We start from the raw sequence: 21698 nt of genomic DNA on the forward strand, positions 1-21698 counted from the left end.
CATGAGCGGGGAGCAGGCAGCGGTTTCAGGCCAGCGCGAGCCCGTGAGCTTGCTCGTGGACTGCGACACGGGGATCGACGATGCCCTCGCCCTGGCCTACCTCTGCAGCCAGCCGCATGTGGAGCTGGTAGCCGTGAGCAGCACTCCCGGCAACGTCGCGGCGGAGCAAATGGCACGCAACAACCTGTCCCTGCTCGAGTTGTGCGGCCGCCCCGACGTGCCCGTTGCCATCGGAGCCCGGGCTCCGCTGCGGATCCCGCTGACCACGACGCCGGAAACCCACGGGCCGCAGGGCATCGGCTACGCCGAGTTGCCGGAACCGCACGGACAGGTGCACGACGCCGACGCCGTCGAGCTCTGGGTAGAAGCGGCCCGGTCACGGCCGGGGGAGCTGACCGCCCTGCTGACGGCGCCCCTCACCAACTTCGCCCTCGCCCTGCGGGCCGAGCCGCGGCTACCGGAGCTGCTGCGCGGCGTCGTGATCATGGGCGGCAGCTACTACTATCAGGGCAACACGACGCCGACTGCCGAATGGAACACCCACGTTGATCCGCACGCAGCGGCCGAGGTGTTTGCGGCCTACTCCGGACTTCCTGAGGAACGCCTGCCGGTGGTGTGCGCCCTCGAGACCACGGAACGGATCGAATTGACACCCGGACACCTGGCCGCCTTGGCCTCCGAGGCAGGCTGCACGGAGCCGGAACTTGTCCTTCCGGAACAGCCGGAAGGACGGCGCAGCACCGCTTCCAACGAACTCGTGCGGCACCTCAGCGATATGCTGCGCTTTTATTTCGAGTTCCATCGCCACTACGACCAAGGCTATGTGGCGCACATCCACGACTACTTCGCTGCGTCCGTCGCCGCCGGGACCGCCCGGTACGGCACCCGCACGGCAACAGTACACGTCGAGACCGAAGCCCCGAGGCTCATCGGAACCACCGTGGCGGACTTCCGCGCTCTATGGGGCGAGCCTCCCAACGCGCGCATCGTCTCGGAGAACCACCCAGGGGAGGCGTTTGCCGAATTGGTGCGCTCATTGGGCGGCCTTGCCCGGAGGCTGCCGGACATTACCGGACAGGAACGCTAGCCGCGTTCGGCTTCGACGCGATCCCGGGTGCCAGGAAGCGTTTGCCGTTGACACGCTCGGAGGCGCCCACCCGGTCCAAGTATGGCGTGATCCCGCCCAGGAACATCGGCCAGCCTGCGCCGAGGATGACGCAGAGGTCAATGTCTTCCGGGCCGGCCACCACGCCTTCGGACAACATGAGTCCGATTTCCTCGGCCAAGGCGTCCTGCGTGCGACGCAGGACTTCCTCGGCCGTGGACGGAGTGGTGCCGAAGGACATGAGCGCCAACGTCTCCGCCGGGATGACCGGCTTTCCCTCGGGACCAGGCGCCCAGAGTGACTTCACACCGTTATCAACCAACTTCTGCAGGTTCTGGGAGACCGCAAATCGCTCGCCGAAGGCAGCGTGCAGCGATTCCTGGACGTGCTGGGCGACCGGAAGGCCCACCATCGCGCTGAGGGTGAACGGACTCATCGGCAGGCCCATGGGCCGCAGCGCCGAGTCGGCGACTTCCGCCGGCGTCCCTTCGTCGAACGCGGCAATGACTTCGCCCATGAGCCGTAGCAGTATCCGGTTGACGACGAAAGCGGCGGCATCCTTGACGAGCACGGCTGTCTTCTTCAAGCCCTTGGCGAGCTCGAACGCGGTGGCCAGCACGGCGTCGTCGGTCTTCGGAGCACGTACGATTTCCAGGAGCGGCATGACCGCAACCGGGTTGAAGAAGTGGAAACCGACCAGGCGCTCCGGGTGCTGGAGATCTTCGGCCATTGCGGTCACGGACAGCGAGGACGTGTTGGTGGCGAGGATGCATTCGGGGGAGACGATCGCCTCCACTTCGGCGAAGACCTGCTTCTTGACATTGAGTTCTTCGAAGACTGCTTCAATGACGAAGTCGGCATCGGCGAATGAGTCCTTGGAGACGGAGCCGCTGACGAGGGCTTTCGTCCTGTTGGCGGCGTCGGAGCTGATCCGCTTCTTGCCGAGCAGTTTGTCCACCTCCGCATGGACGTAGGCGACTCCCTTGTCCACGCGCTCCTGGTCGATGTCCGTGAGGACCACGGGTACTTTGAGCTGGCGTGCGAACAGCAGGGCGAGCTGGCTCGCCATTAGGCCGGCACCGACGACGCCGATCTTCGTCACCGGACGCGCGAGCTTGCGGTCGGGCGCACCGGCAGGCCGCTTTGACCGCTTCTGCACGAGGTCCAGGAAGGCATAGACGGTGGAACGGAACTCATCCGTCTGCATCAAATCAGCGAGTGTCTCGCATTCCAGGGCCGCGGATTCCGCCTTTCCCATGGTCCGGTTGGCCTCGAGGATGTCCAGCACCTTGGCCGGAGCCGGTGATGCGTTCGAGGTCTTGGCCTCCACGAACGCCCGGCCGGCTGCCACCGCGCCGGCCCAGCGTTCTGCAACTGCCGGATCCGCCGGATCCACGGAGTTGCTCCGTTCGGGGATGACCTCGCCTGCGATCACCTTCGCAGCCCAGGCAATGGACTGCTCCACGAAATCCGCGGGTTCGAAGATGGCGTCCGCAATGCCGAGCTGGAAAGCCTGGGGGCCGGTGAGCGTGCGGTTGTTGCTCAGCGGGTTCTCGATCATGACGTTGAGGGCGTTTTCCGGGCCGATGAGTCGCGGCAGGATGTAGACGCCGCCCCAGCCGGGGACGAGCCCGATGAAGGCTTCGGGTAAGGCGAGGGCGCCGGCGCCCGTCGAGACCGTGCGGTACGTGGACTGGAGGGCGATTTCGAGCCCGCCACCGAGCGCGAGGCCATTGATGAAGGCGAAGCTCGGAACACCCATGTCCGCGAGCGTCGCGTAGACGTCGTGGCCGAGCCGGGCCATCCACAAGCCGTGTTCGCGCTCTTCGAGCCGCTTGACCGCCGAGAGGTCCGCTCCGGCCACCAGGAAGTACGGCTTGCCCGTGACGCCGACGCCGACGATCTCGCCGCGGGAAGCGCGATCCTTGAGGCCCTCGAGCACCGTCCCCAGCTCGACGAGGGTATTGGGTCCGAGGGTGGTGGGCTTGGTGTGGTCCAGGCCGTTGTCCAGGGTGATCAGGGCGAACGTTCCGGCGTTGCCGGGGAGTTCGATGTCCTGAACGTAGGAGTGAGTCACGGTCTCGTCCGGGAACAGTCCGGCCAGTTTCTGGAATTCTGCGGCGCTCATGCTGCGGCTCCCTTGCTCTCGGTGTCGGCGGAGGTCTCTGTTGCGCTGCTGTAGCTGTTGTCGCTGTTGTAATCCACGTGGTGCGGGTTCTCCCAGACTACTGTGGCACCCATTCCCAGGCCGATGCACATGGTGGTGATGCCGTACCGGACGGACGTGTCTTCGTCGAACTGGCGCGCCAATTGGTTCATGAGCCGCACGCCGGACGATGCGAGGGGATGCCCGACGGCGATTGCCCCGCCGTAGCGGTTGACGCGCGGGTCGTCGTCGGCGATTCCGAAGTGGTCCAGGAAGCTCAGGACCTGAACGGCGAAGGCCTCATTGATCTCGAAGAGGCCGATGTCCTCGATGCCGAGCCCGGCGTTCTTGAGGGCCTTCTCGGTGGCCGGGACCGGTCCGATGCCCATGACTTCGGGTTCGACGCCGGCGAAGGCGTAGGAGACGAGGCGCATCTTCACGGAGAGGCCGAGCTCCTCGGCAGCTTCGGCGGAGGCGAGGAGTGCCGCCGTCGCGCCGTCGTTCAAGCCGGCGGCGTTGCCTGCGGTGACCCGGCCGTGTGCCCTGAACGGCGTGCGTAGCTCCGCAAGGTCATCCACTGTGGTCCCGGGGCGCGGCGGCTCATCGATGGAGTTCACTGTCCAGCCTTGTCCGGGCTTCATCGTGGCGACCGGGACCAAGTCGGGCTGGATCTGGCCCTTGCCGTAGGCGGCGGCTAGCTTTGCCTGGGAGGCCGCGGCGTAGGTGTCGGTTCGCTCCTTGGTGATCGACGGGAAACGGTCGTGCAGGTTCTCGGCGGTGTTGCCCATATTCAGGGCGGCTGGATCCACGATCCGCTCGGACATGAACCTGGGGTTGGGATCCGCCCCGGCGCCCATGGGGTGGTTGCCCATGTGTTCCACGCCGCCGGCGATCACGACGTCGTACGCGCCGAAACCGATGCCGCTCGCCGTCGTCGTGACCGCAGTCATTGCTCCGGCGCACATGCGGTCGATCGCAAAGCCGGGCACGCTGCGGGGGAGGCCGGCCAGGAGGGCCGCGGTGCGGCCGATGGTCAAGCCCTGGTCGCCGGTTTGCGTCGTGGCGGCGATGGCGACTTCGTCAACGCGTTCGGCGGGCAGGCCAGGGTTGCGGCGCATCAGTTCGCGGATGCACTTGACCACGAGGTCATCGGCGCGGGTACCCGCATAGATGCCTTTTTCACCTGCTTTGCCGAACGGCGTCCGGACGCCGTCCACGAAGACGACGTCGCGGACTGTCCTCGGCTTGGCGCTGTTCCGGGTTTGGCTCATGTGTGGCTCCTCGTTGAGACATGGATTCCGGACAGCCCTCACACGGGAAGCCGGTGTCATTGACGGCCATGTTACTCGCCGGTAACTTAGCGCGCAAGGAGACGCTCGCTCACATATGACGCGTCTCCAACCGACGCTCGCTCACATATGAACGGTTCCCGGCGGATCCTCGCTCACATCACTAAAGAATGCACTTGGAGAAGGGCCTGTATGTGAGCGGGCGTTGTGCCGGAAGGGCCTGTATGTGAGCGGGCGTCACGGAGGGAGGCGGGAACCCTGGGTTAGGGGGCAGGGGTCCGTTCCTTGGACGCCGCGTTCCGGGGCTCCTTGGGCTCTTTGGGCGGCAGTGGCTGCGGATTAAGTGACGCCTCGGTGAGGATCGGCGCCGTGATGGCGATTTGCCAGTCGCGGGCGCCGAGAGCGCGCAGCTCTTCGGACACGGACTCCACAGTGATGTCCGACGGCGGCCGCCACAGCACGCGCCTCATGTAATCCGGGGTAAGCAGGTTCTCCACGGGAAGTTTGAGCCCATCGGCCGCCTCTTGGAGCCGGGGGCGGGCGGTCCCTAGGCGCGCTGCGGCTTCGGGATCGCGGTCTGTCCAGACGCGTGGAGGCGGGGGAGCGTTGGTGGGAAGATGCAGCGGTGGAAGATCTTCGGTGTTCCTCGCGCCGGCAATGCAGCGCAGCCAGCGCGGTGCTTCGCGCTGTGCGGCCCGCCCATGGAAGCCTTTGGTGGCCAGGAGCTGCGGAACGGTCGTGGGCATGGCCTTGGCAGCGGCGACCAAGGCGGAATCGGGAATGAGTCGGCTGGGAGCAACATCCCTTTTGCGCGCGAGCTGATCCCGTTCGTACCAAAGCTCGCGCACGGCAGCCAACTGACGGCGGTCACGGATCTGGTGCAGTCCGGAGGTCTTGCGCCACGGGTCCACTCGCGGGGCTGGAAGGCCCGCTCCGAGGATGCCGGCGAATTCTTGTTCGGCAAATTCCAGCTTGCCATCAGCTTCCAGGAGTTCGATGAGTTCTTCCCGCAATTCGGCGAGCACCTCGACGTCGAGGGCGGCGTACCGCAGCCAGGGTTCCGGGAGGGGACGCGTGGACCAGTCGGCGGCCGAGTGTTCCTTGGCGAGGCCGAAGCCCAGGAGCTGCTCGATGACGGCTGCCAGGCCCACGCGGGGCAGTCCGGCAAGGCGTGCGGCGAGTTCCGTGTCGAAGAGCTTGTCGGGCCACATGCCGAGCTCGGCCAGGCACGGAAGATCCTGCGTCGCGGCGTGCAGGATCCACTCGACACCGCGCAGCGCCTCGTTGATGATCTTCAGGTCATCGAAGGGTTCGGGGTCGATCAGCCATGTGCCTGCGCCGTCGCGCCTGATCTGCACCAGGAAGGCACGCTGCCCGTAGCGGAAGCCGGAGGCGCGTTCGGCGTCGACCCCGGCGGGGCCGGATCCTGCGGCGATGGCAGCGGCGCACCGTTCCAGGCCGGACAGGGAGTCGATGACAAGCGGCACGCCCTCGCGCGGGGCGTCCAGGTCGATGATCTCAGGTATCCGGCCTTCGAAGCCGTCTACCGTGATGTGTGGTGTGGGATCAGCAGCCGGACCGCCGGCTGTGGTGGGTTCCAGATTTTCAGGGGTCATGGTGCCTTCAGTTTACCGACTCTGTGCCCGGCCGGTCCGGTCGGCGGTTACAGCGGACGTTCACGGCCTTCATGTGAGCCGCCGATGAGGCAAGGGAGTGACGCCGGGTGGCAGGGGAGGTAGTCCCGCGAACGTGCAGACCATGTCGCACCATGCCTCCAGGTGGGCCTGGACATCCGAAGACGCAGGTGTCCATGAGGCACGGAGTTCGATGTCGATGGTTTCCGGCCTTTCGGCCAGGGTCCCGAAGCTCTCGGACAGGATGCGCGTGGCCGTTCCGCCCGCTGCGCGGTACTGGGCTGAATGGTTCTCAAGCGCGTCCACGAGCCATGTCCACGCAACGGAACCGAGCATGGCGTCGTTGCCCATGTCGGCTTCCAGCTGGGCACGGATATAGGTGACGATCCGGAATTCCCCGTCCCAAACAGCCGAGCCGTCGGGATCGTGGAGCAAGATGAACCTGCCGGTTGCAAGCTCATCGTCTTCGTCATCGGCCGGGGATCCCGGGTTGTTCTCGCTGGAAAATGCCATGGCTGCAGGGCCATGGACCGGGGTCCGGCCGGGACGCGTCGATCGGCTGAAGACCTCTGCCCCTAGAGCCACCGCGTACGGCGCCAAACGGGAGGGCGCCGGGATTTCCGCGAGCCGCAGCTCGCTCCGGCACTTTGCTTTTCGTAGCGTTCCCAACGCATGCAAGAAATCCGCGGGAACCTGTGCGAGTGCGTTCACCTTCGCAGATTATGTGTCCGGGGCGGCGAAACCTTGAAGCCACGCCGCCCCGTCCCGTGCCCTATGCGGACCCCAGTTCGCGCTTGATTGCGGCAACGAAGGAATCGATGTCCTCTTCGGTGGTGTCGAAGGAACACATCCAGCGCACCTCGCGGTTCGCTTCGTTCCAGTCGTAGAACTTGAAAGAGGAGCGGAGGCGGTCGGCGACGCCGGCGGGCAGCACCGCGAAGACGCCGTTGGACTCCGTGGCCTGAGTAGGCTTCACACCCTCGATCGAGTCCACTGCTGCGCGCAACCGCGAGGCCATGGCATTTGCGTGTTCCGCAGAGCGGAGCCACAGCCCGGACTCCAGAAGCGCGATGAACTGGGCCGAAATGAATCGCATCTTGGAGGCCAGCTGCATGTTCATCTTGCGCAGGAACTTCAGCCCGTGGGCGGCCTCCGGATTCAGGGCGACCACTACCTCGCCGAACAGGAGCCCGTTCTTGGTGCCGCCGAAGGACAGAATGTCCACGCCGGCGTCCCGGGTGAACGTCCGCAACGGCACGCCAAGGTGGGCGGCGGCATTGGCGAGCCGGGCGCCGTCCATGTGCAGTTTCATGCCCTTGGCGTGGATGTGGTCGGCGATCGCCCGGATTTCCTCCGGGGTGTAGCACGTGCCGAGTTCCGTTGTCTGCGTGATGGAAACGGCCAGGGGTTGCGCGCGGTGCTCGTCGCCCCAGCCCCAGGCTTCGCGGTCGATCAATTCCGGAGTCAGCTTGCCGTCCGACGTCGGGACCTGGAGGAGCTTGATGCCGCCGATCCGCTCCGGCGCGCCGTTCTCGTCCATGTTGATGTGCGCGGTCGAGGCGCAAATGACCGCACCCCAGCGCGGCAGCAGCGACTGCAGGGACAAGACATTCGCCCCGGTGCCGTTGAAGACCGGGAAGCACTCGATGCCTGTGCCGAAGTGCTGCTCCAAGACTTCCTGGAGCCGTTCCGTGTACTGGTCCTCCCCATAGGAGACCTGGTGGCCGCCATTGGCTGCGGCGAGGGCCGCCAGGATTTCAGGGTGGACGCCTGAGTAGTTGTCCGAGGCGAAACCGCGGACGGAGGGGTCGTGGAGTCGCCCACTGGCTTCCGTTTCGAGGGCAGCCGGGAATTCTTTTGTAGTGCTCGTCACTTGTTCATTCACGCTTTCAGTCTATTTGGCCAGGAGGAGGCGCTGTCCGTTCAGTTCCGCGGCCGGCTTGTCGAAGAGCCCGACGGCGGCCGCCGCCAAGTCTTCAACGTCCGTGTATCCGGGGAATTTCCGCTCCGGGTGTTCGCGCCGCATCGCCGCGTCCAAGAGTGACTTGACCACGAAGACGACGGCCGCGCTGTGCTGTTCCGTGGGTTCGTCCTTATTGCCTGATTGATCACGGCGGAACCCGTCAGCCACGGCCAGGGTCCAGGTCTCCGCGGCAGCCTTGGCCGCCGCGTAGGTCGCGGCCCCGGCGGTAGGTGCGGCGACCGCCGTCGAACTCACCATGGCGAAACGTCCCGTGGGGGAGGAGGCGAGATCCTTGTAGAAGACCCTGGAAACGTTTCTCAGGGTGGTGACGGCGCTTTGCTCAAGGGCTGCCCAGTCTGCATCCGGCTGGTCTTCGATTCCCTTGGCACCGCGCCACCCGCCCACCAGGTGGATGACGCCGTCGACCCGTTCCGTGCTCCCGTGGATCTCGGTTGCGAGTTCGCGCACGGACTCCAACCGGGAAAGATCGCACACCAGGGGAGTGACGTCGTTGCGCGCTTCGGCCGCGGCGGCCTTGATGCGGGCCTCGTTCGAGCCGATCGTGAAGACGCGGTGCCCGGCCAGCGCGAGGGCGCGGGCCACGGCGATGCCGGAAGAGTTGCTGCCGCCCGTGACGACGACAGTCAGCGGTCCGCCGGTCATGAGGCTGCGGTCTGCCCGGTGATACCGGTGGTTGATTCGATGATCGGACGCATTTTCTTCTCCAGTGCTTCGTAGAACATGGACAGGGGGAATTCGTCGTCGAGGACCTGGTCGGTGAGGCCGCGGGGCGGTCCGTCGAGCGGCAGCGCCTCCGGGCCCTTCGCCCAGACCGAAGCCGGGTGCGGAGTGACCGTACCGGAAATGAGCTTATACGCTGCGAGCCAGTGGGCAGCCTTGGGGCGATCGATGGAGCGCCAGTACAGTTCTTCGATCCGGGCACCGAGCTCGATGACGACGTCGGCGGCCTCGTCCCAGTCGATGCTGAGCTTGCTGTCGGTCCAGTGCAGGACGTGGTGCTGGTGCATCCAGGCGAAGAGGAGCTGGCCGCCGAGGCCGTCGTAGTTGCGGACCCGGTTGCCCGTGATCGCGAAGCGGAAGATGCGGTCGAAGATGACGGCGTACTGCACGAGCTTCGCGTGGCGCCGGGCGTCGGGGGAAGCGTCCTCGTCCTTCTCGATCCTGACGGATTCGCGGAAAGCCGTCAGGTCGCAGCGGAGCTCTTCGAGCGAGTAGAGGAAGAACGGCATCCGCTGCTTGATCATGAACGGATCGAAGGGAAGGTCGCCGCGCATATGGGTGCGGTCATGGATCAGGTCCCACATGACGAAGGTCCGCTGCGTAAGTTCCTGGTCATCCAACAGCTCGGCGGCATCCGCAGGCAGCTCAAGGGAAGTTGTTGCGGCAGCCGCCTTGAGGACGCGACGGAAGCGGGCGGCCTCGCGGTCGGCGAAGATGGCCCCCCACGTGAAGGCAGGCGTTTCCCGCACTGCGACGGTCTCGGGAAAGAGCACGGCCGAATTGGTGTCGTACCCGGGGGTGAAGTCCAGGAAACGGATGGGAACGAACAGCTTGTTGGAGTAGTCGCCGGCCTCCAATGCGCCGATGAACTCGGGCCAGATCACCTCGATCAGTACCGCTTCCACAAGACGGCTCGTGCTGCCGTTCTGGGTGTACATGGGGAACACCACGAGATGCTGGAGCCCGTCCTCGCGGTGTTCCTGCGGTTGGAAGGCCAGCAGCGAGTCGAGGAAGTCCGGGACTCCGAAGCCGGCGTCGGCCCAGCGGCCGAAATCCGTGACCAGGAGTTCGAGATAGGCAGCGTCATGCGGGAACGCAGGAGCCAGGCTCGTGATGGCCTCCATGATGGTGGCCGTGTATGCCCGGGCAGCCTCATGGTGGAGGGAATCCTGGATGGAACCATCCTGGCTCTGGAACGCCTGGAGGGCGGTGGCTGCGGCCTTCAGGGAGATCCAGTCCCGGTTGTCCGAGGTGATGCGCGGACGGGTGGTGGTAACGGTGGTGGTCATCGTCAACGGTGCCTTTCCTCAAGAATCATTGTTCTGAGGCGAGCGTAGCAAGCGGCCAGAGTCGCTAATTCAATTGCGGCCCGAGCATAAGAAACTCTTTCGCAAGTGGTTCCGACAGCCCCCGGAAGATCCAGCCCGGGGAGGGCTGGCCTGGGGGCTGCCGGTAGCTTGGCGTTTGAGTGGCGGGCCCTTGCTCGAATTATCGCCCCGGACTACTGCCCGGCAGGGGTCTCGACAAGCTTGAGCGAAACGGAGTTTATGCAATAGCGCTGGTCAGTAGGCGTGCCGTAGCCCTCACCCTCGAAAACGTGTCCCAAGTGTGAATCGCACGTGGCGCAGCGGACCTCCACCCGTTCCATTCCTAAAGTACGGTCGTGGATGTAACGGACCGTGCCTTCCGCGAGTGGTGCCCAGAAGGACGGCCAGCCGCAATGGGAATCGAATTTCTCGTTGCTCGTGAAAAGCTCAGCGCCGCACGCCCGGCATTGGTAGACGCCTGCCGTATGGGTGTCCCAGTACTCACCCGTGTACGGGCGTTCCGTTCCGGCCTGGCGAAGGACCCTGAACTCCTCCGGGCTAAGTTCCTCGCGCCACTCCGCGTCCGTCTTCTCCACGCATTGCCCGTCCTTCGGGACGTCCTGGTGGGGAACCCCGGCCAAGGGGTCCGCGGCTTGGAAGTATTTCCTGTTGTCTGCAGTGCTCATGCTCTCTCAACGTTCACGAGTCGCCGATAAATCCCGAGCCCGCATAGAGATGCAGCACAGGCAGCCCCAACTGGTCCTGGGCCTTGTTCGCCCAGTCCGTATGGAACGTATCGGCTATCGCGTGCGGGCGGGTGACGACGACGGCCTGCGCGGCATTGAGTGCCTTGACCTTGGACACCAAGCCCGCCACGGCGCCGCCGTCGACGATTTCACCGGTCACCCCGCCACCCAGCCCATCCAGGGCCCCGAGCGACGCCGACAAGGTCTCGGCAGCCTGGGCCCGCTCCGACTGGGGATCCGGCGCCTCCGCGAGCAGATCCCGGAATGCCTTGGCTATTTCAAGCAACGAGAGATTCTCAAGGAAGTCCACCAACAAGTGCCGCTCCGTGTTCGCGGGCACCAACACCACCAGGGGCGAGTCACCGCCGTCGATCAGTTTGGCAATATTGACGCGGTCGTCCGGGCCGAGAGGCTCTTCGGTAAGGATGACGATTGGTTCACTCATGGCTACAGCGTAGACCTGAGCCGCGCCTTGAGGCATGGTTTCGTTCGGCAATTCTGTTCTCGCCGCGGCGTCGACTCGCGGGAAGAAACGCCACACAGGGCGCTGTTCGGAACACCGCCCCGCAACCGGGAGAATGGTCACATGGCATCCATGACCCGAGCTGCGCCAACCGTCGAGAACGGCGCGAAAATGTCCGCCCGCGCCAGATGGACCGTTGCGGGGATCGTTGCAGGAAGCAGCATTGCCGGCTTGCTGGGCGCAGGGTCTTCGGCGCTCGCCGCCTATTTCGCCAGGCGCGTCATTACCCCCTCGGCGCGCGAGGCCGACCAGGAGGTTTTGGCGGTGGTGCGCGGTGACCACGGGCTCCAGGTCATCCTCGCGGCTACCCCGGACACCACCATCGACGGAGTGTTCAGCCTCTTCTTCGCGGGCGGGACAGGGGTCGCGCGGATCGGAAGGATCGTGTCCTATTCGCCCGCAGAGCGGACGGTGCAGCGCGAAGTCGAGGAAGTCTACAGCGGGGATCTGGCCACAGCCCGGCGCGGATGGTGGAGCGGCGCTGTCTACGACTCCCCGGCGGCGCTTGGCCTGGATTCGGAAGACATACGGATCGACGTCGAGGGGGGCCAGGCGCCCGCGTGGCTGATTCCGTCAGGCGCAGGGAAGCCCGCGAAGGTGTGGGCGATCATGGTCCATGGCCGTGGTGCCACCCGCCTCGAAGGCTTGCGCGCAGTGCGAGTGGCGCACGATCTCGGACTCGACAGCCTCCTGGTTTCCTACCGGAACGACGGCCTGGCGCCGTCTGCCCCGGACGGGCGTTACGGCCTCGGCTCTACGGAATGGCACGACGTCGACGCGGCCATTGAGTACGCACTCGCCCACGGCGCCCACGAAGTGGTCCTGTTCGGATGGTCGATGGGCGGCGCGATCTGCCTGCAGACGGCCGATCTTTCGCACAACAGGCACGTGATCAGGGCCATGGTCCTGGACGCGCCGGTGATCAACTGGGTCAACGTCCTGGCACACCACGCGCAGATCAACAGGATCCCCTACGCCGTGGGCCGTTACGGGCAGTTGATGTTGGGGCACCCGTTGGGCAGGCGCCTCACCGGCCTGGCCGCGCCCGTTGACTTGAAGGCCATGGACTGGGATGCCCGAGCCGTCGAACTGCGGACCCCGACGCTGGTGCTCCATAGCGTGGATGATGAGTACGTTCCCTACGAACCCTCGGCCAGCCTCGCCGAAAAGAATCCGGAGATGGTCACCTTTGAGCCTTTCGAGGGCGCGCGCCACACGAAGGAGTGGAACGTGGATCCGCAGAAGTGGCAACGGCTGGTCCGCTCGTGGCTCGCTCCGCACCTCACGCCCCGCGGCGGGCCGGGGGCGGCCTGAGAAGGATGGTGTCTGGCCTGTTCCCGGTGGTTGCTAGGGGCTGCCGATCCGGGCAGTTCGTGCGCCCGTCAGCCGGATAAGGTCTGCGGGGTCCAGCTCAATGTCCAGGCCGCGTCGTCCACCGGAAACGAGGACCGAGCCGAAGGCCAAGGCCGATTCGTCGAGCACAGTTGGCGACTGCTGGCGTTGGCCCAGCGGGGAAATCCCGCCCAGGACATAGCCCGTCCGTCGCTCGGCCGTTTTGGGATCGGCCATGGCGGCCTTCTTCGATCCGAGAGCCGCGGCGATTGCCTTGAGGTCAAGGGTGCCACTCACCGGAACGATCCCCACCGCGAGCTTGCCTTCAACGTCCACCATCAAGGTCTTGAAGACCCGGCCGGGATCGATGCCCAGGACCTCGGCCGCTTCAAGCCCGTAGCTGGCTGCCGAAGGGTCATGCGTATAGGGGTGCAGGGTGAAAGAAACGCCGGCCGCAGCCAATACGGCTGTGGCCGGCGTTCCTTGTGAAGCCTGTTTCTTGGCCATTCCCGGTGCTCCGGGTCAGGAGGACAGGCGGTCCGCCGCGGCGACCTTGCGCTTGATGCGCCCCAGCATGGCCGTCATGCCACGCATGCGCAGCGGCGTGATTGCCCGGGTGAGGCCAAGCAGTTCCGGCATGTCATCCGGGACAGCCAGGATCTCCGCGGCGGTCAACCCGTCCAGGCCTTCGTGCAAAACGCCCGCGAAGCCGCGCGTGGTGGGCGCCTCCGGCGGTGCCTTGAAGAACAAACGGTAAGCGACGCCGTCGGGCTTCTTTTCCTGCTCGATGGTCAGGAACAGCGGCGATTGGCACTCCACCACTTGCTCCAGGAGTTCGGGGTGGTCCAGCAGCCGTTCCGGCAAGGCCGGGAGCCCGCGCGAGAAATCAAGCAACAGCTGAAGGCGGTCGGGCTCGGTCAATGCCTGGAAGTCATCGACAATTTCCGCCAGTGCGGCGGGCAAAGTATTGGTACTCATCGCTTCCAGCTTACGCAAGGCACAGGGATTCCGGACTACTTCCCGGCGAGTGCGGGAACGGATCCCCGCTCGGCGCCCTTGACGATCGGGACGCGCACTGCATTGCCCCACTCCGTCCAGGAACCGTCGTAGTTGCGGACCGTTTCGAAACCAAGCAGGTATTTCAGGGCGAACCAAGTGTGGCTGGAACGCTCGCCGATACGGCAGTAGGCCACGACGTCGTCGCCTTCCGTGAGGCCCGCTTCCCCGAGATAGAGGTCCTCAAGTTCGGTCCGGTTACGGTACGTGCCGTCCTCGGCAGCCGCGCGTGCCCACGGGATGGAAGCTGCGGTGGGGATGTGGCCCCCGCGGAGGGCGCCCTCTTCGGGGTAAGCCGGCATGTGGGTGCGCTGGCCGGTGTATTCCTCGGGGGAGCGGACGTCGATCAGCGGCTTGCCGAAGTGCGCCAGCACGTCATCCTTGAAGGCACGGATCGGTGCGTCGTTCCGTTCGATCACGGGGTAGTCGCCGGGGGCGGGCTGGGGGACGTCGGTGGTGACTTCGCGGCCCTCGGCGATCCACTTGTCGCGGCCGCCGTCCAGGAGCCGGACGTCTTCGTGGCCGAAGAGCGTGAAAACCCAGAGGGCGTAAGCGGCCCACCAATTTGATTTGTCGCCGTAGATCACCACGGTGGTGTCCCGCGAGATGCCCTTGGCGGCTGCCAGGGCTGCGAACGCTTCACCGTCGACGTAATCGCGGGTGACTTCATCGTTCAAGTCCGTGTGCCAGTCGATCTTGACTGCGCCCGGAATGTGGCCGGTCTCGTACAGGAGGACGTCTTCGTCGGATTCGACAACAACCAGCTTGCCGTCGCCGAGCGCGCCGCCTTCAAGGGCTGCGGCAAGCCACTCGGTGGACACCAGACGTTCGGGGTGGGCGTACGCGGCGAACTTCTCGTTCTGTTCAACGGGGTAGGACATGGGTATGGCCTTTCACTGACACTTTCACTGACACCGGGCGGCGCCGGGCGATAAGACGTGCCCGGGCATTAATCCCACAGTATCGAGGGCCGGGGACTAAAGCTCCTCCCCGTTCATATGGTGAAATATGGCTTTCATCACGTGTCCGCCCGGGGCGTGGCATTGCCGGTATTCTTGCTGGGGACTTACGACACGAAGAACGGACCGCATTGGTACAGATCGAACAGCTCGCCGCGCGCACGCCGGCGGTCTCAGCGGATGAGATTCTCAAGGGTTTCTACCCTTCGCCACGGTTCGGAGAGGTGTCCTTCAAGAGCTACCGGCCTGATCCGAACCAGCCCAGCCAAGCGGCAGCGGTCAAGTCCCTGGAAGCGTTTGGGGCGACAGTGGGGGCCGGCGACGGAGACGGGCTGTTCAAGCGCCTTTTCAGCAAGAAGGTCAACAGCAGGGCCGGGATCTACCTCGACGGCGGATTCGGCGTCGGAAAGACCCACTTGCTGGCTTCACTGTGGCACTCGGCTCCGGGACCGAAAGCCTTCGGGACGTTCGTGGAGTACACCAACCTGGTGGGCGCTCTGTCCTTCCGGAAGACCGTGGAGGCTTTGAGCAGCTACAAGCTTGTCTGCATTGACGAATTTGAGCTCGACGATCCGGGCGATACGGTGCTCATGTCCCGCCTCATGCGTGAATTGTCCGACGCCGGTGTGAAGCTTGCTGCCACGTCCAACACTCTGCCTGGTTCACTGGGCGACGGCCGCTTTGCGGCCGTCGACTTCCAGCGGGAGATCCAGGTCCTCGCGGACCAGTTCGACGTTGTCAGGATCGACGGGGAAGACTTCCGGCACCGCGGCTTGCCCGCAGCTCCGGCCCCCTTGAAGACCGAAGACCTCAAGCGGCAGATGCACGCCGAGTTCGATGGCCAGACCGTGGCCGTGGACGACTTCCGCGGCCTGATCGACCACCTGGCCGGTGTGCATCCCAGCCGCTATCGCAAGCTGATCGCAGGTATCGATGCTGTTGTCTGGCGTGACGTCGAAACCATTACCGAGCAGGCCGTCGCCCTTCGCTTCGTGGTGCTGGCCGACCGCCTGTACGACAAGGACGTCCCGATCCTTGCCAGCGGGGTGCCCTTCGACAAGCTCTTCACGGAGGAAATGATGACCGGCGGGTACATGAAGAAGTATTTCCGCGCAGTGTCCCGTCTGACCGCCCTGGCGCGTGAAGGCCAGAACCACGAGCCTTCGTAGGGACCCTGCTCCCCCAGATTGGGGCAGGCCCTTTCGTGTCGACTCCGTCGCCACGTAGGGACCCTGCTGCCCCACTCTACTTTTGGGGTTCCTGGGGTTCCCTGTCTTTGAGGACCCATCGCACGAGGATTCCGGCGGCGAGTGCCCAGAACGCGGCGCCGATCCCGGCGAAGCTGAGGCCCGAGGCTGCGATCAGGAACGTCACGGAGGCTCCGATGCGTTCTTCGGCAACAGCCAGGGCAGAGGCGATGGCAGAGGCCAGGGTTCCCAGCAGCGCCAAGCCCGCGACGGCTTCCAGGAGCCCCGGCGGTGCCGCGGCCACGACGGTCACCAGCGCCGCGGAGAAGGCTGCCAGCACGAGGTAGGCCAGGCCTGACGTGAAGGCCGCGATCCAGCGCCGGCCCCGGTCTTCACCCGCTTCTTCTCCTGCAGCCAGCGCAGCGCTCAACGCGGCGAGGTTGATCGCATGTCCGCCAAAGGGAGCCCCCAGCGCAGTCCCTGCCCCGGTCACCAGCATCGACTGACGCCACGGGACGGTGTAACCGAAAGACTTCAGCACTGCGACCCCCGGAATGTTCTGCGAAGCCATGGTGACAACGAACAAGGGCAAGGCGATGCCGGCCACCGTGCTGAGCGTGAAAGCAGGAGTGGTCCAATGCAATTCAGGCAACAGCCGGTTCGTGGGGATGCCCACGCCGTTGACCACGATGTAGATCCCAATGACTGCGAGAGCCACCAACAGCGCCGCGGGCACCGACCAGCGGGGCGCCAGCTTCATCATGACAAGCCAGCAGAGGATCAGGGGAGCCACCAAGAGGGGAGCGGTGCCCAAGGCTTTGAACGGGGCGAGGCAGAGGGACAGAAGCACCCCGGCCAGCATCGCCTGGGCGAGGGCCGTCGGAATCTTCGCCATCAGCTTTCCAAGGGCCGGAATGAGCCCTGTCAGGGCGATCAGCACACCAGCGATGAGGAAGGCGCCGACGGCGGCCGGCCACCCGCCGTCGGGCACTCCGGTTCCCGCGAGGAGCGCGGCACCGGGTGTCGACCATGCGAGCGTGACCGGCAAGCGCGACCGCCAGGAAAGCCAGAGCACGCCGAGCCCGAAGGTGAGGGTGAGGGCAAGGAGCCCGCTGGCCGCCTGTTCCTGCGTTGCCCCAACCGCCCGGAGGCCTGCAAGCACCACCGCGAAGGAGGACGTGAAACCGACCAGCGCGGTCACAATTCCAGCCACGAGCGGACGGGAGAGCTGCCGCGAAGCGGAGGCTGGACGTGACTGTCCGGTGTGGAGGGATGACGCTGGCATAGTCCCTCACGTTACCGGAGCCGCGGCGCGTCTGCCGAGGACGCGGCGGTTAAACGCCAAGGGCACCGGCGGCGCCTCGCGGCGGGACCGGTGCCCCGTTGACGTAACTGTATTCGGGAGCTCTTGCCGGTCGAACCGGCTACGGAGCCTCATTGGCGGAGGGAGCTGTCCGGGCCGTAGCCCTTACAGCAAACCGTCGAGGTTGCCCACGAACTCGGAAGCGGCTCTCTGAACCGCATCTAGTCGTCGATAAAATCGGCGGCCTATTCGATGCCGTCCTTGATGGCTTCTTCCTTGCCACCAACGAGGTCCTGAACTTTGCCCTTCAGATCGTCAAATAATCCCACGGGCACCTCCTTTCCATCCCGGAGCCAGTTCGCTCCTCCGTTTTCGATACTAACCCGAGACCCTGGAGGTGCCAAGGAAAAATTTGACTGGGATGTCAAACGACTCCTGGAACAGGTCACAACTGCTTCTGGGGAGAAAGCTGCTGGTGGCGGGGACTGTCCGGATTCATCAAGGAATGCTTGCGGCCGTAGCCGAAGTAGATGATCAGTCCGATGACCAGCCACACCACAAAACGCAGCCAGGTTTCCCAATGGAGCTGGAACATGAGGAAGCCGGACGCAAGCATGCCGAAGGCCGGAACCACAGGCATGAACGGCAGCCTGAAGGTGCGGGGCGCATTGGGCTTCTTGTAGCGGAAGATGATGACTGACAAGCACACCACCACGAACGCGGCGAGAATGCCGATATTGGTCAGGTCGGCGACAGCCTTGATGGGAAACACTCCGGCGAGCAGGGCCGAGGCGACGCCTGCGATCCAGGTGACGCGCTGCGGAGTACCGTGCTTGTCGGTCCCGGCAAACCAGCCCGGTAGCAGACCATCGCGGCTCATCGAGAACCAGACGCGGGTGACGCCCAGGAGGAAGGTCAGCATCACGGTCAGGATGGACAGGACCGCGAACACGGAAATGATGGTGGCGATGACGGGCAAGCCAACGCCGCTGAAGGCGGAGGCGAAACCGGCCGTCGGGTTGATGTCCTTGTAGTTCTGCATACCGGTGAGCACCAAAGTTGCCGCAACGTACAGGAGCATCGCAATGACAAGCGAGAGGACGATCGCCTTCGGCATGTGCTTCTTGCCATCAGTCGCTTCCTCCGCGGCTGTACTCATGGCGTCGTAGCCGAACACTGCGAAGAAGACCGTTGCAGACCCGGCCAGTACCGGACCGAAGCCGCTGGGCATGAACGGGTTGTAGTTGTTGGTGTTGATGTAGAAGATGCCCAAGCCAATGATGAACAGGATGAGCACCACTTTGATGGCCACCGCAACCAATTCGAAACGGCCGAACGCCTTGGTTCCGCGGCTTAGGATCCAGGTGACCAACAAGCAGACCAGGATGGCCGGAAGGTTGATGACCCCGCCCTTTCCCTCGTCCACGGTTGAGGTCATCCAGGTGGGCATGTGGACGCCGATCCCCGAGAGAAAGGCATCGAAGTAGCCGGAAATGCCGATCGCGACGACAGCGACTATCGCGATGTACTCGAGCAGCAGATCCCAGCCGATGAACCAGCCAATGACCTCGCCGAGGGCAACGTAGCCGTAGGTGTAGGCGGATCCGGCGCGGGGGATCATGCCCGCGAATTCTGCGTAGGAAAGTGCCGCGGCCGCTGATGCAAGGCCCGCGACCAGGAACGAGATCAGCACAGCGGGTCCGACTCCGGGGGTGTCCGCGCTTCCGTGTGCCACGAGACCGGCCAAGGAGAAGATCCCGACGCCGATGATGCCGCCGACGCCGATGGCGGTCAGCTGCCAGAGGCCCAGGCTCTTGAAGAGCCCGCTGTGTTTGCTTTCCTCCTCGATGTCGTCAATGGGTTTCTTCCTCATGATCGAACGGACGAGTGTTTCTTGATTCACCGTGTTACTCCTGCCTGTGGGCGTGGACGAATTAGGGCTGAAGAAAAGTATGCGACCTGAATCACATTGGATAAAGTGATTTTTGCTGAGTGGTATTGATCCGTTTTGCTGATCTTTCGGGTAAGTCACCCGGGTGGTGGCGTCTGCGGGCACAAAAAAAGCAGCTCCGGCGGAGCTGCTTGGATGGTGTCATTGCGAGGAAATGGAGCGGACGACGAGATTCGAACTCGCGACATCCACCTTGGCAAGGTGGTGCTCTACCAGCTGAGCTACGTCCGCACATGACGATCATCCGGCCGGGCCGGACTTTCATCAACAAGCAAGTTGCCTTGCCTTGGTGGGCGATACTGGGATCGAACCAGTGACCTCTTCCGTGTCAGGGAAGCGCGCTACCGCTGCGCCAATCGCCCGGATCGGCATAAGCCGGCCGGCCCGTTTCCGGGACCTTGAAATACGAGAGCGGACGACGAGATTCGAACTCGCGACATCCACCTTGGCAAGGTGGTGCTCTACCAGCTGAGCTACGTCCGCACATGACGATCATCCGGCCGGGCCGGACTTTCATCAACAAGCAAGTTGCCTTGCCTTGGTGGGCGATACTGGGATCGAACCAGTGACCTCTTCCGTGTCAGGGAAGCGCGCTACCGCTGCGCCAATCGCCCAAATGCAATCCGGCCTGGACCGGAAACCAAGGTTTTCACCGAGGTGGGTACGGGATTCGAACCCGTGTATACGGCTTTGCAGGCCGCTGCCTCGCCTCTCGGCCAACCCACCGTGTAAGCACCATTCCTGGGGTTCCAAGAAATCAATGCCGTGACAGTGTCCTGCGAGCGGACGACGAGATTCGAACTCGCGACATCCACCTTGGCAAGGTGGTGCTCTACCAGCTGAGCTACGTCCGCATAGTCTTCTTCGACGGCCTGCCCGCAGGGGGCATTCCGTCGCTTTCCGACGAGTAAAAACTCTATAGGAGGTTCCGGGAAACTCCAAATCGATCTGTTCGAATCGCAGGCAATGGGCTCAAGTTCCTTGAATTGGCGCGGATTTTTCGAGTTACACGAGTGTGATTCGTGGGCTTTTTCCTTGTTGTTGCCTAGCCGGTCGAGCCGATACTTTCCGGATTTTTGAATTCCGGCCAGGGTCGGCTAGTCTTCTTGTGCACGGGCGATTGGCGCAGTGGTAGCGCGCTTCGTTCACACCGAAGAGGTCACTGGTTCGAACCCAGTATCGCCCACCAAGTAGAGGTCCTGTGCGAAACATTGTTCATGTTTCGCACAGGACCTCTTGTCGTTGCCACGAGTTCTTGCTTTACGCCCATCGAGGCCCGATTATGCGCGAGGCGCCGCCCTGACCACCCGGTTCCTGCCGAGCGACTTGGCTTGGTAAAGGGCAGTGTCGGCGGCGGCGATCATCGCTGTGAGGTCGACTGCGCCGAACTGGGTTGAAGTGACCCCGTAACTCACCGTCGGAAGATGGATGTCGTCGAGGTTTTTGCTTGCCGCCAATGTGCGATTGATGTCGGCCGCGATGCTTTCGGCCCGCTCCTGGCTGGCTCCCGGCAAGAGCAGGATGAATTCTTCGCCCCCGTATCGTCCGACCAGGTCAGTGGATCGTACGGACTCGGAGCACGCAGCAGCGAATGCCTGAAGGGCGGCGTCACCGGCGGCATGACCAAACTCGTCGTTGATCGCTTTGAAGTGGTCCAAGTCAGCCAGGATCAAGGAGGCGACGGAATTTGTGGTGTGCAGTCGCTCGAGTTCCTTGGTGGCCAGGTCCATGAACGTGCCACGGTTGAGGAGCCCGGTCAGGTTGTCGCGTGCAGCGCGTTCGCTGAGCTGGTTGATCAACTGATCGTTGCTGAGGGCGGTCATGCTGAAAGAGACGGCAACGAGGAGGATCAGGGTGACCAGGCTGGCTATGGACGGGCCGAAATACAAGCGGAAGTTCGGTCCGCTGGGACCTTCGACAAGGTACACGAACAGGCGGCAGAAATAGTAGGCGGCCAGGAATCCCGCGGCCAAGGCCATCGACTTGTGCACGTGGGAGTAGCTGGAGTCCAGTAGCCACAGGTCGCGGGACGCCAACGCGATCCCCAGGGTCATGAATCCCAGGTAGACCAGGCCCCCGGACCAGGTGTTGAAACCGGGGCTTTCCAAAACGGAGGCGAGGGCCGTGACGCCACAGGCCGCCGCAAATTGCCACCTTGGCGGCGGCAACATCCTGAGGGACCGGGCGCCGGTCCACACACTGAATGCTCCGCCCACCAGGAGGACGTTTCCCGAGGGGTTCGCCCAGACTTGATATGGCGTCCCATTGAGCAGGAAAGCAAGGTTCCCTGCGAGGAAGAACAGGAGGGCGATGCACCACCACCCGTTGTAGGACGACCGTGTGCGCCTGAACGAAGCGTAGAACAAGAGGAGCAGCGTAAGAGCGACCACGCCAAGGGCGACTCGCAGTGTTGTTATATCGAGGACCAAGATTCGCTCCCGTAGCCGAGGACGTGA

At 64.2% G+C, this 21698-nt stretch carries 18 protein-coding genes and 7 tRNA genes; 4 read left to right on the top strand and 21 right to left on the bottom strand.

All coding sequences use genetic code 11. The features are described from left to right. The first annotated feature begins 1 nt into the window (after position 1). Entirely contained in the window at positions 2-1087 is a 1086-nt protein-coding gene (locus LFT47_RS08515) for a nucleoside hydrolase (RefSeq protein ID WP_236817070.1), read from the top strand. Here LFT47_RS08515 and LFT47_RS08520 read toward each other — a convergent pair. From LFT47_RS08520 to LFT47_RS08560, 9 genes are all read right to left on the bottom strand, one after another. Then, positions 1068-3233, bottom strand: a complete 2166-nt coding sequence (locus LFT47_RS08520; protein WP_236817072.1) for a 3-hydroxyacyl-CoA dehydrogenase NAD-binding domain-containing protein — start codon at positions 3231-3233, stop codon at positions 1068-1070. The genes LFT47_RS08515 and LFT47_RS08520 overlap by 20 nt on opposite strands. Next, entirely contained in the window at positions 3230-4522 is a 1293-nt protein-coding gene (locus LFT47_RS08525; RefSeq protein ID WP_236817074.1) for a thiolase family protein, read from the bottom strand. Before LFT47_RS08525 ends, LFT47_RS08520 begins: the two co-directional genes overlap by 4 nt. A gap of 281 nt (positions 4523-4803) precedes the next feature. Beyond that, positions 4804-6156: an HRDC domain-containing protein gene (locus LFT47_RS08530; RefSeq protein WP_236817081.1), complete on the bottom strand. Its 1353-nt coding sequence runs from the start codon at positions 6154-6156 to the stop codon at positions 4804-4806. Between the two features lie 69 nt (positions 6157-6225). Beyond that, positions 6226-6885, bottom strand: coding sequence for a DUF3000 domain-containing protein (locus tag LFT47_RS08535; protein WP_236817083.1), 660 nt, complete (start codon positions 6883-6885; stop codon positions 6226-6228). A 61-nt stretch (positions 6886-6946) separates the two neighbouring features. Further along, positions 6947-8059, bottom strand: a complete 1113-nt coding sequence (locus LFT47_RS08540; protein ID WP_236817085.1) for a threonine aldolase family protein — start codon at positions 8057-8059, stop codon at positions 6947-6949. Between the two features lie 9 nt (positions 8060-8068). Next, complete coding sequence (locus LFT47_RS08545) at positions 8069-8800, bottom strand: SDR family oxidoreductase (protein ID WP_236817087.1); 732 nt, start codon at positions 8798-8800, stop codon at positions 8069-8071. Beyond that, positions 8797-10167 (bottom strand): DUF6421 family protein, encoded by a 1371-nt coding sequence (locus tag LFT47_RS08550; RefSeq protein ID WP_236817089.1) that lies wholly within the window; start codon positions 10165-10167, stop codon positions 8797-8799. Before LFT47_RS08550 ends, LFT47_RS08545 begins: the two co-directional genes overlap by 4 nt. A gap of 212 nt (positions 10168-10379) precedes the next feature. Beyond that, the gene (gene msrB, locus LFT47_RS08555) at positions 10380-10871 is read right to left on the bottom strand and encodes a peptide-methionine (R)-S-oxide reductase MsrB (protein WP_236817097.1); all 492 of its coding nucleotides are present in this window, start codon (positions 10869-10871) and stop codon (positions 10380-10382) included. 13 nt (positions 10872-10884) lie between these two features. Further along, positions 10885-11376, bottom strand: coding sequence for a hypothetical protein (locus tag LFT47_RS08560; RefSeq protein ID WP_236817103.1), 492 nt, complete (start codon positions 11374-11376; stop codon positions 10885-10887). A gap of 141 nt (positions 11377-11517) precedes the next feature. On the opposite strand from LFT47_RS08560, the gene LFT47_RS08565 reads away from it, so the two are divergent. Then, the gene (locus LFT47_RS08565; protein WP_236817105.1) at positions 11518-12768 is read left to right on the top strand and encodes an alpha/beta hydrolase family protein; all 1251 of its coding nucleotides are present in this window, start codon (positions 11518-11520) and stop codon (positions 12766-12768) included. A gap of 33 nt (positions 12769-12801) precedes the next feature. On the opposite strand, the gene ybaK is transcribed toward LFT47_RS08565, so the two are convergent. The 3 genes from ybaK to LFT47_RS08580 are packed head-to-tail and all read right to left on the bottom strand — an operon-like array spanning position 12802 to position 14723. Beyond that, on the bottom strand, positions 12802-13293 hold the full coding sequence (gene ybaK, locus LFT47_RS08570; RefSeq protein WP_236817107.1) for a Cys-tRNA(Pro) deacylase: 492 nt from the start codon (positions 13291-13293) through the stop codon (positions 12802-12804). 15 nt (positions 13294-13308) lie between these two features. Continuing rightward, positions 13309-13764, bottom strand: a complete 456-nt coding sequence (locus tag LFT47_RS08575) for a SufE family protein (protein ID WP_236817115.1) — start codon at positions 13762-13764, stop codon at positions 13309-13311. A gap of 35 nt (positions 13765-13799) precedes the next feature. After that, positions 13800-14723 carry a sulfurtransferase gene (locus LFT47_RS08580; RefSeq protein ID WP_236817117.1) on the bottom strand — a complete coding sequence of 308 codons (924 nt, stop codon included), beginning with the start codon at positions 14721-14723 and terminating at the stop codon, positions 13800-13802. Between the two features lie 209 nt (positions 14724-14932). On the opposite strand from LFT47_RS08580, the gene zapE reads away from it, so the two are divergent. After that, on the top strand, positions 14933-15970 hold the full coding sequence (gene zapE / locus LFT47_RS08585) for a cell division protein ZapE (RefSeq protein ID WP_236817119.1): 1038 nt from the start codon (positions 14933-14935) through the stop codon (positions 15968-15970). A gap of 76 nt (positions 15971-16046) precedes the next feature. Here the strand turns inward: zapE and LFT47_RS08590 are convergent, their stop codons facing one another. The 8 genes from LFT47_RS08590 to LFT47_RS08630 form a co-directional block, all read right to left on the bottom strand. Further along, positions 16047-17273 carry a benzoate/H(+) symporter BenE family transporter gene (locus LFT47_RS08590; RefSeq protein ID WP_236817125.1) on the bottom strand — a complete coding sequence of 409 codons (1227 nt, stop codon included), beginning with the start codon at positions 17271-17273 and terminating at the stop codon, positions 16047-16049. 463 nt (positions 17274-17736) lie between these two features. Further along, the gene (locus LFT47_RS08600; protein WP_236817132.1) at positions 17737-19164 is read right to left on the bottom strand and encodes an amino acid permease; all 1428 of its coding nucleotides are present in this window, start codon (positions 19162-19164) and stop codon (positions 17737-17739) included. Between the two features lie 233 nt (positions 19165-19397). Continuing rightward, positions 19398-19473, bottom strand: a tRNA-Gly gene (locus tag LFT47_RS08605). A gap of 56 nt (positions 19474-19529) precedes the next feature. Then, positions 19530-19604 (bottom strand) — tRNA-Val (locus LFT47_RS08610). 48 nt (positions 19605-19652) lie between these two features. After that, positions 19653-19725: transfer RNA gene (locus tag LFT47_RS08615), tRNA-Gly, on the bottom strand. A 56-nt stretch (positions 19726-19781) separates the two neighbouring features. Continuing rightward, positions 19782-19856 (bottom strand) — tRNA-Val (locus LFT47_RS08620). A 41-nt stretch (positions 19857-19897) separates the two neighbouring features. Beyond that, a tRNA-Cys gene (locus LFT47_RS08625) sits at positions 19898-19968 on the bottom strand. A 55-nt stretch (positions 19969-20023) separates the two neighbouring features. Continuing rightward, positions 20024-20096 (bottom strand) — tRNA-Gly (locus LFT47_RS08630). A gap of 260 nt (positions 20097-20356) precedes the next feature. Between LFT47_RS08630 and LFT47_RS08635 the strand changes: the two genes are divergently transcribed. Next, a tRNA-Val gene (locus tag LFT47_RS08635) sits at positions 20357-20431 on the top strand. 91 nt (positions 20432-20522) lie between these two features. On the opposite strand, the gene LFT47_RS08640 is transcribed toward LFT47_RS08635, so the two are convergent. Continuing rightward, positions 20523-21671: a GGDEF domain-containing protein gene (locus LFT47_RS08640; protein ID WP_236817140.1), complete on the bottom strand. Its 1149-nt coding sequence runs from the start codon at positions 21669-21671 to the stop codon at positions 20523-20525. Positions 21672-21698 lie beyond the last annotated feature (27 nt).

This window comes from Arthrobacter sp. FW306-2-2C-D06B (assembly GCF_021789175.1).
GTDB lineage: Bacteria > Actinomycetota > Actinomycetes > Actinomycetales > Micrococcaceae > Arthrobacter.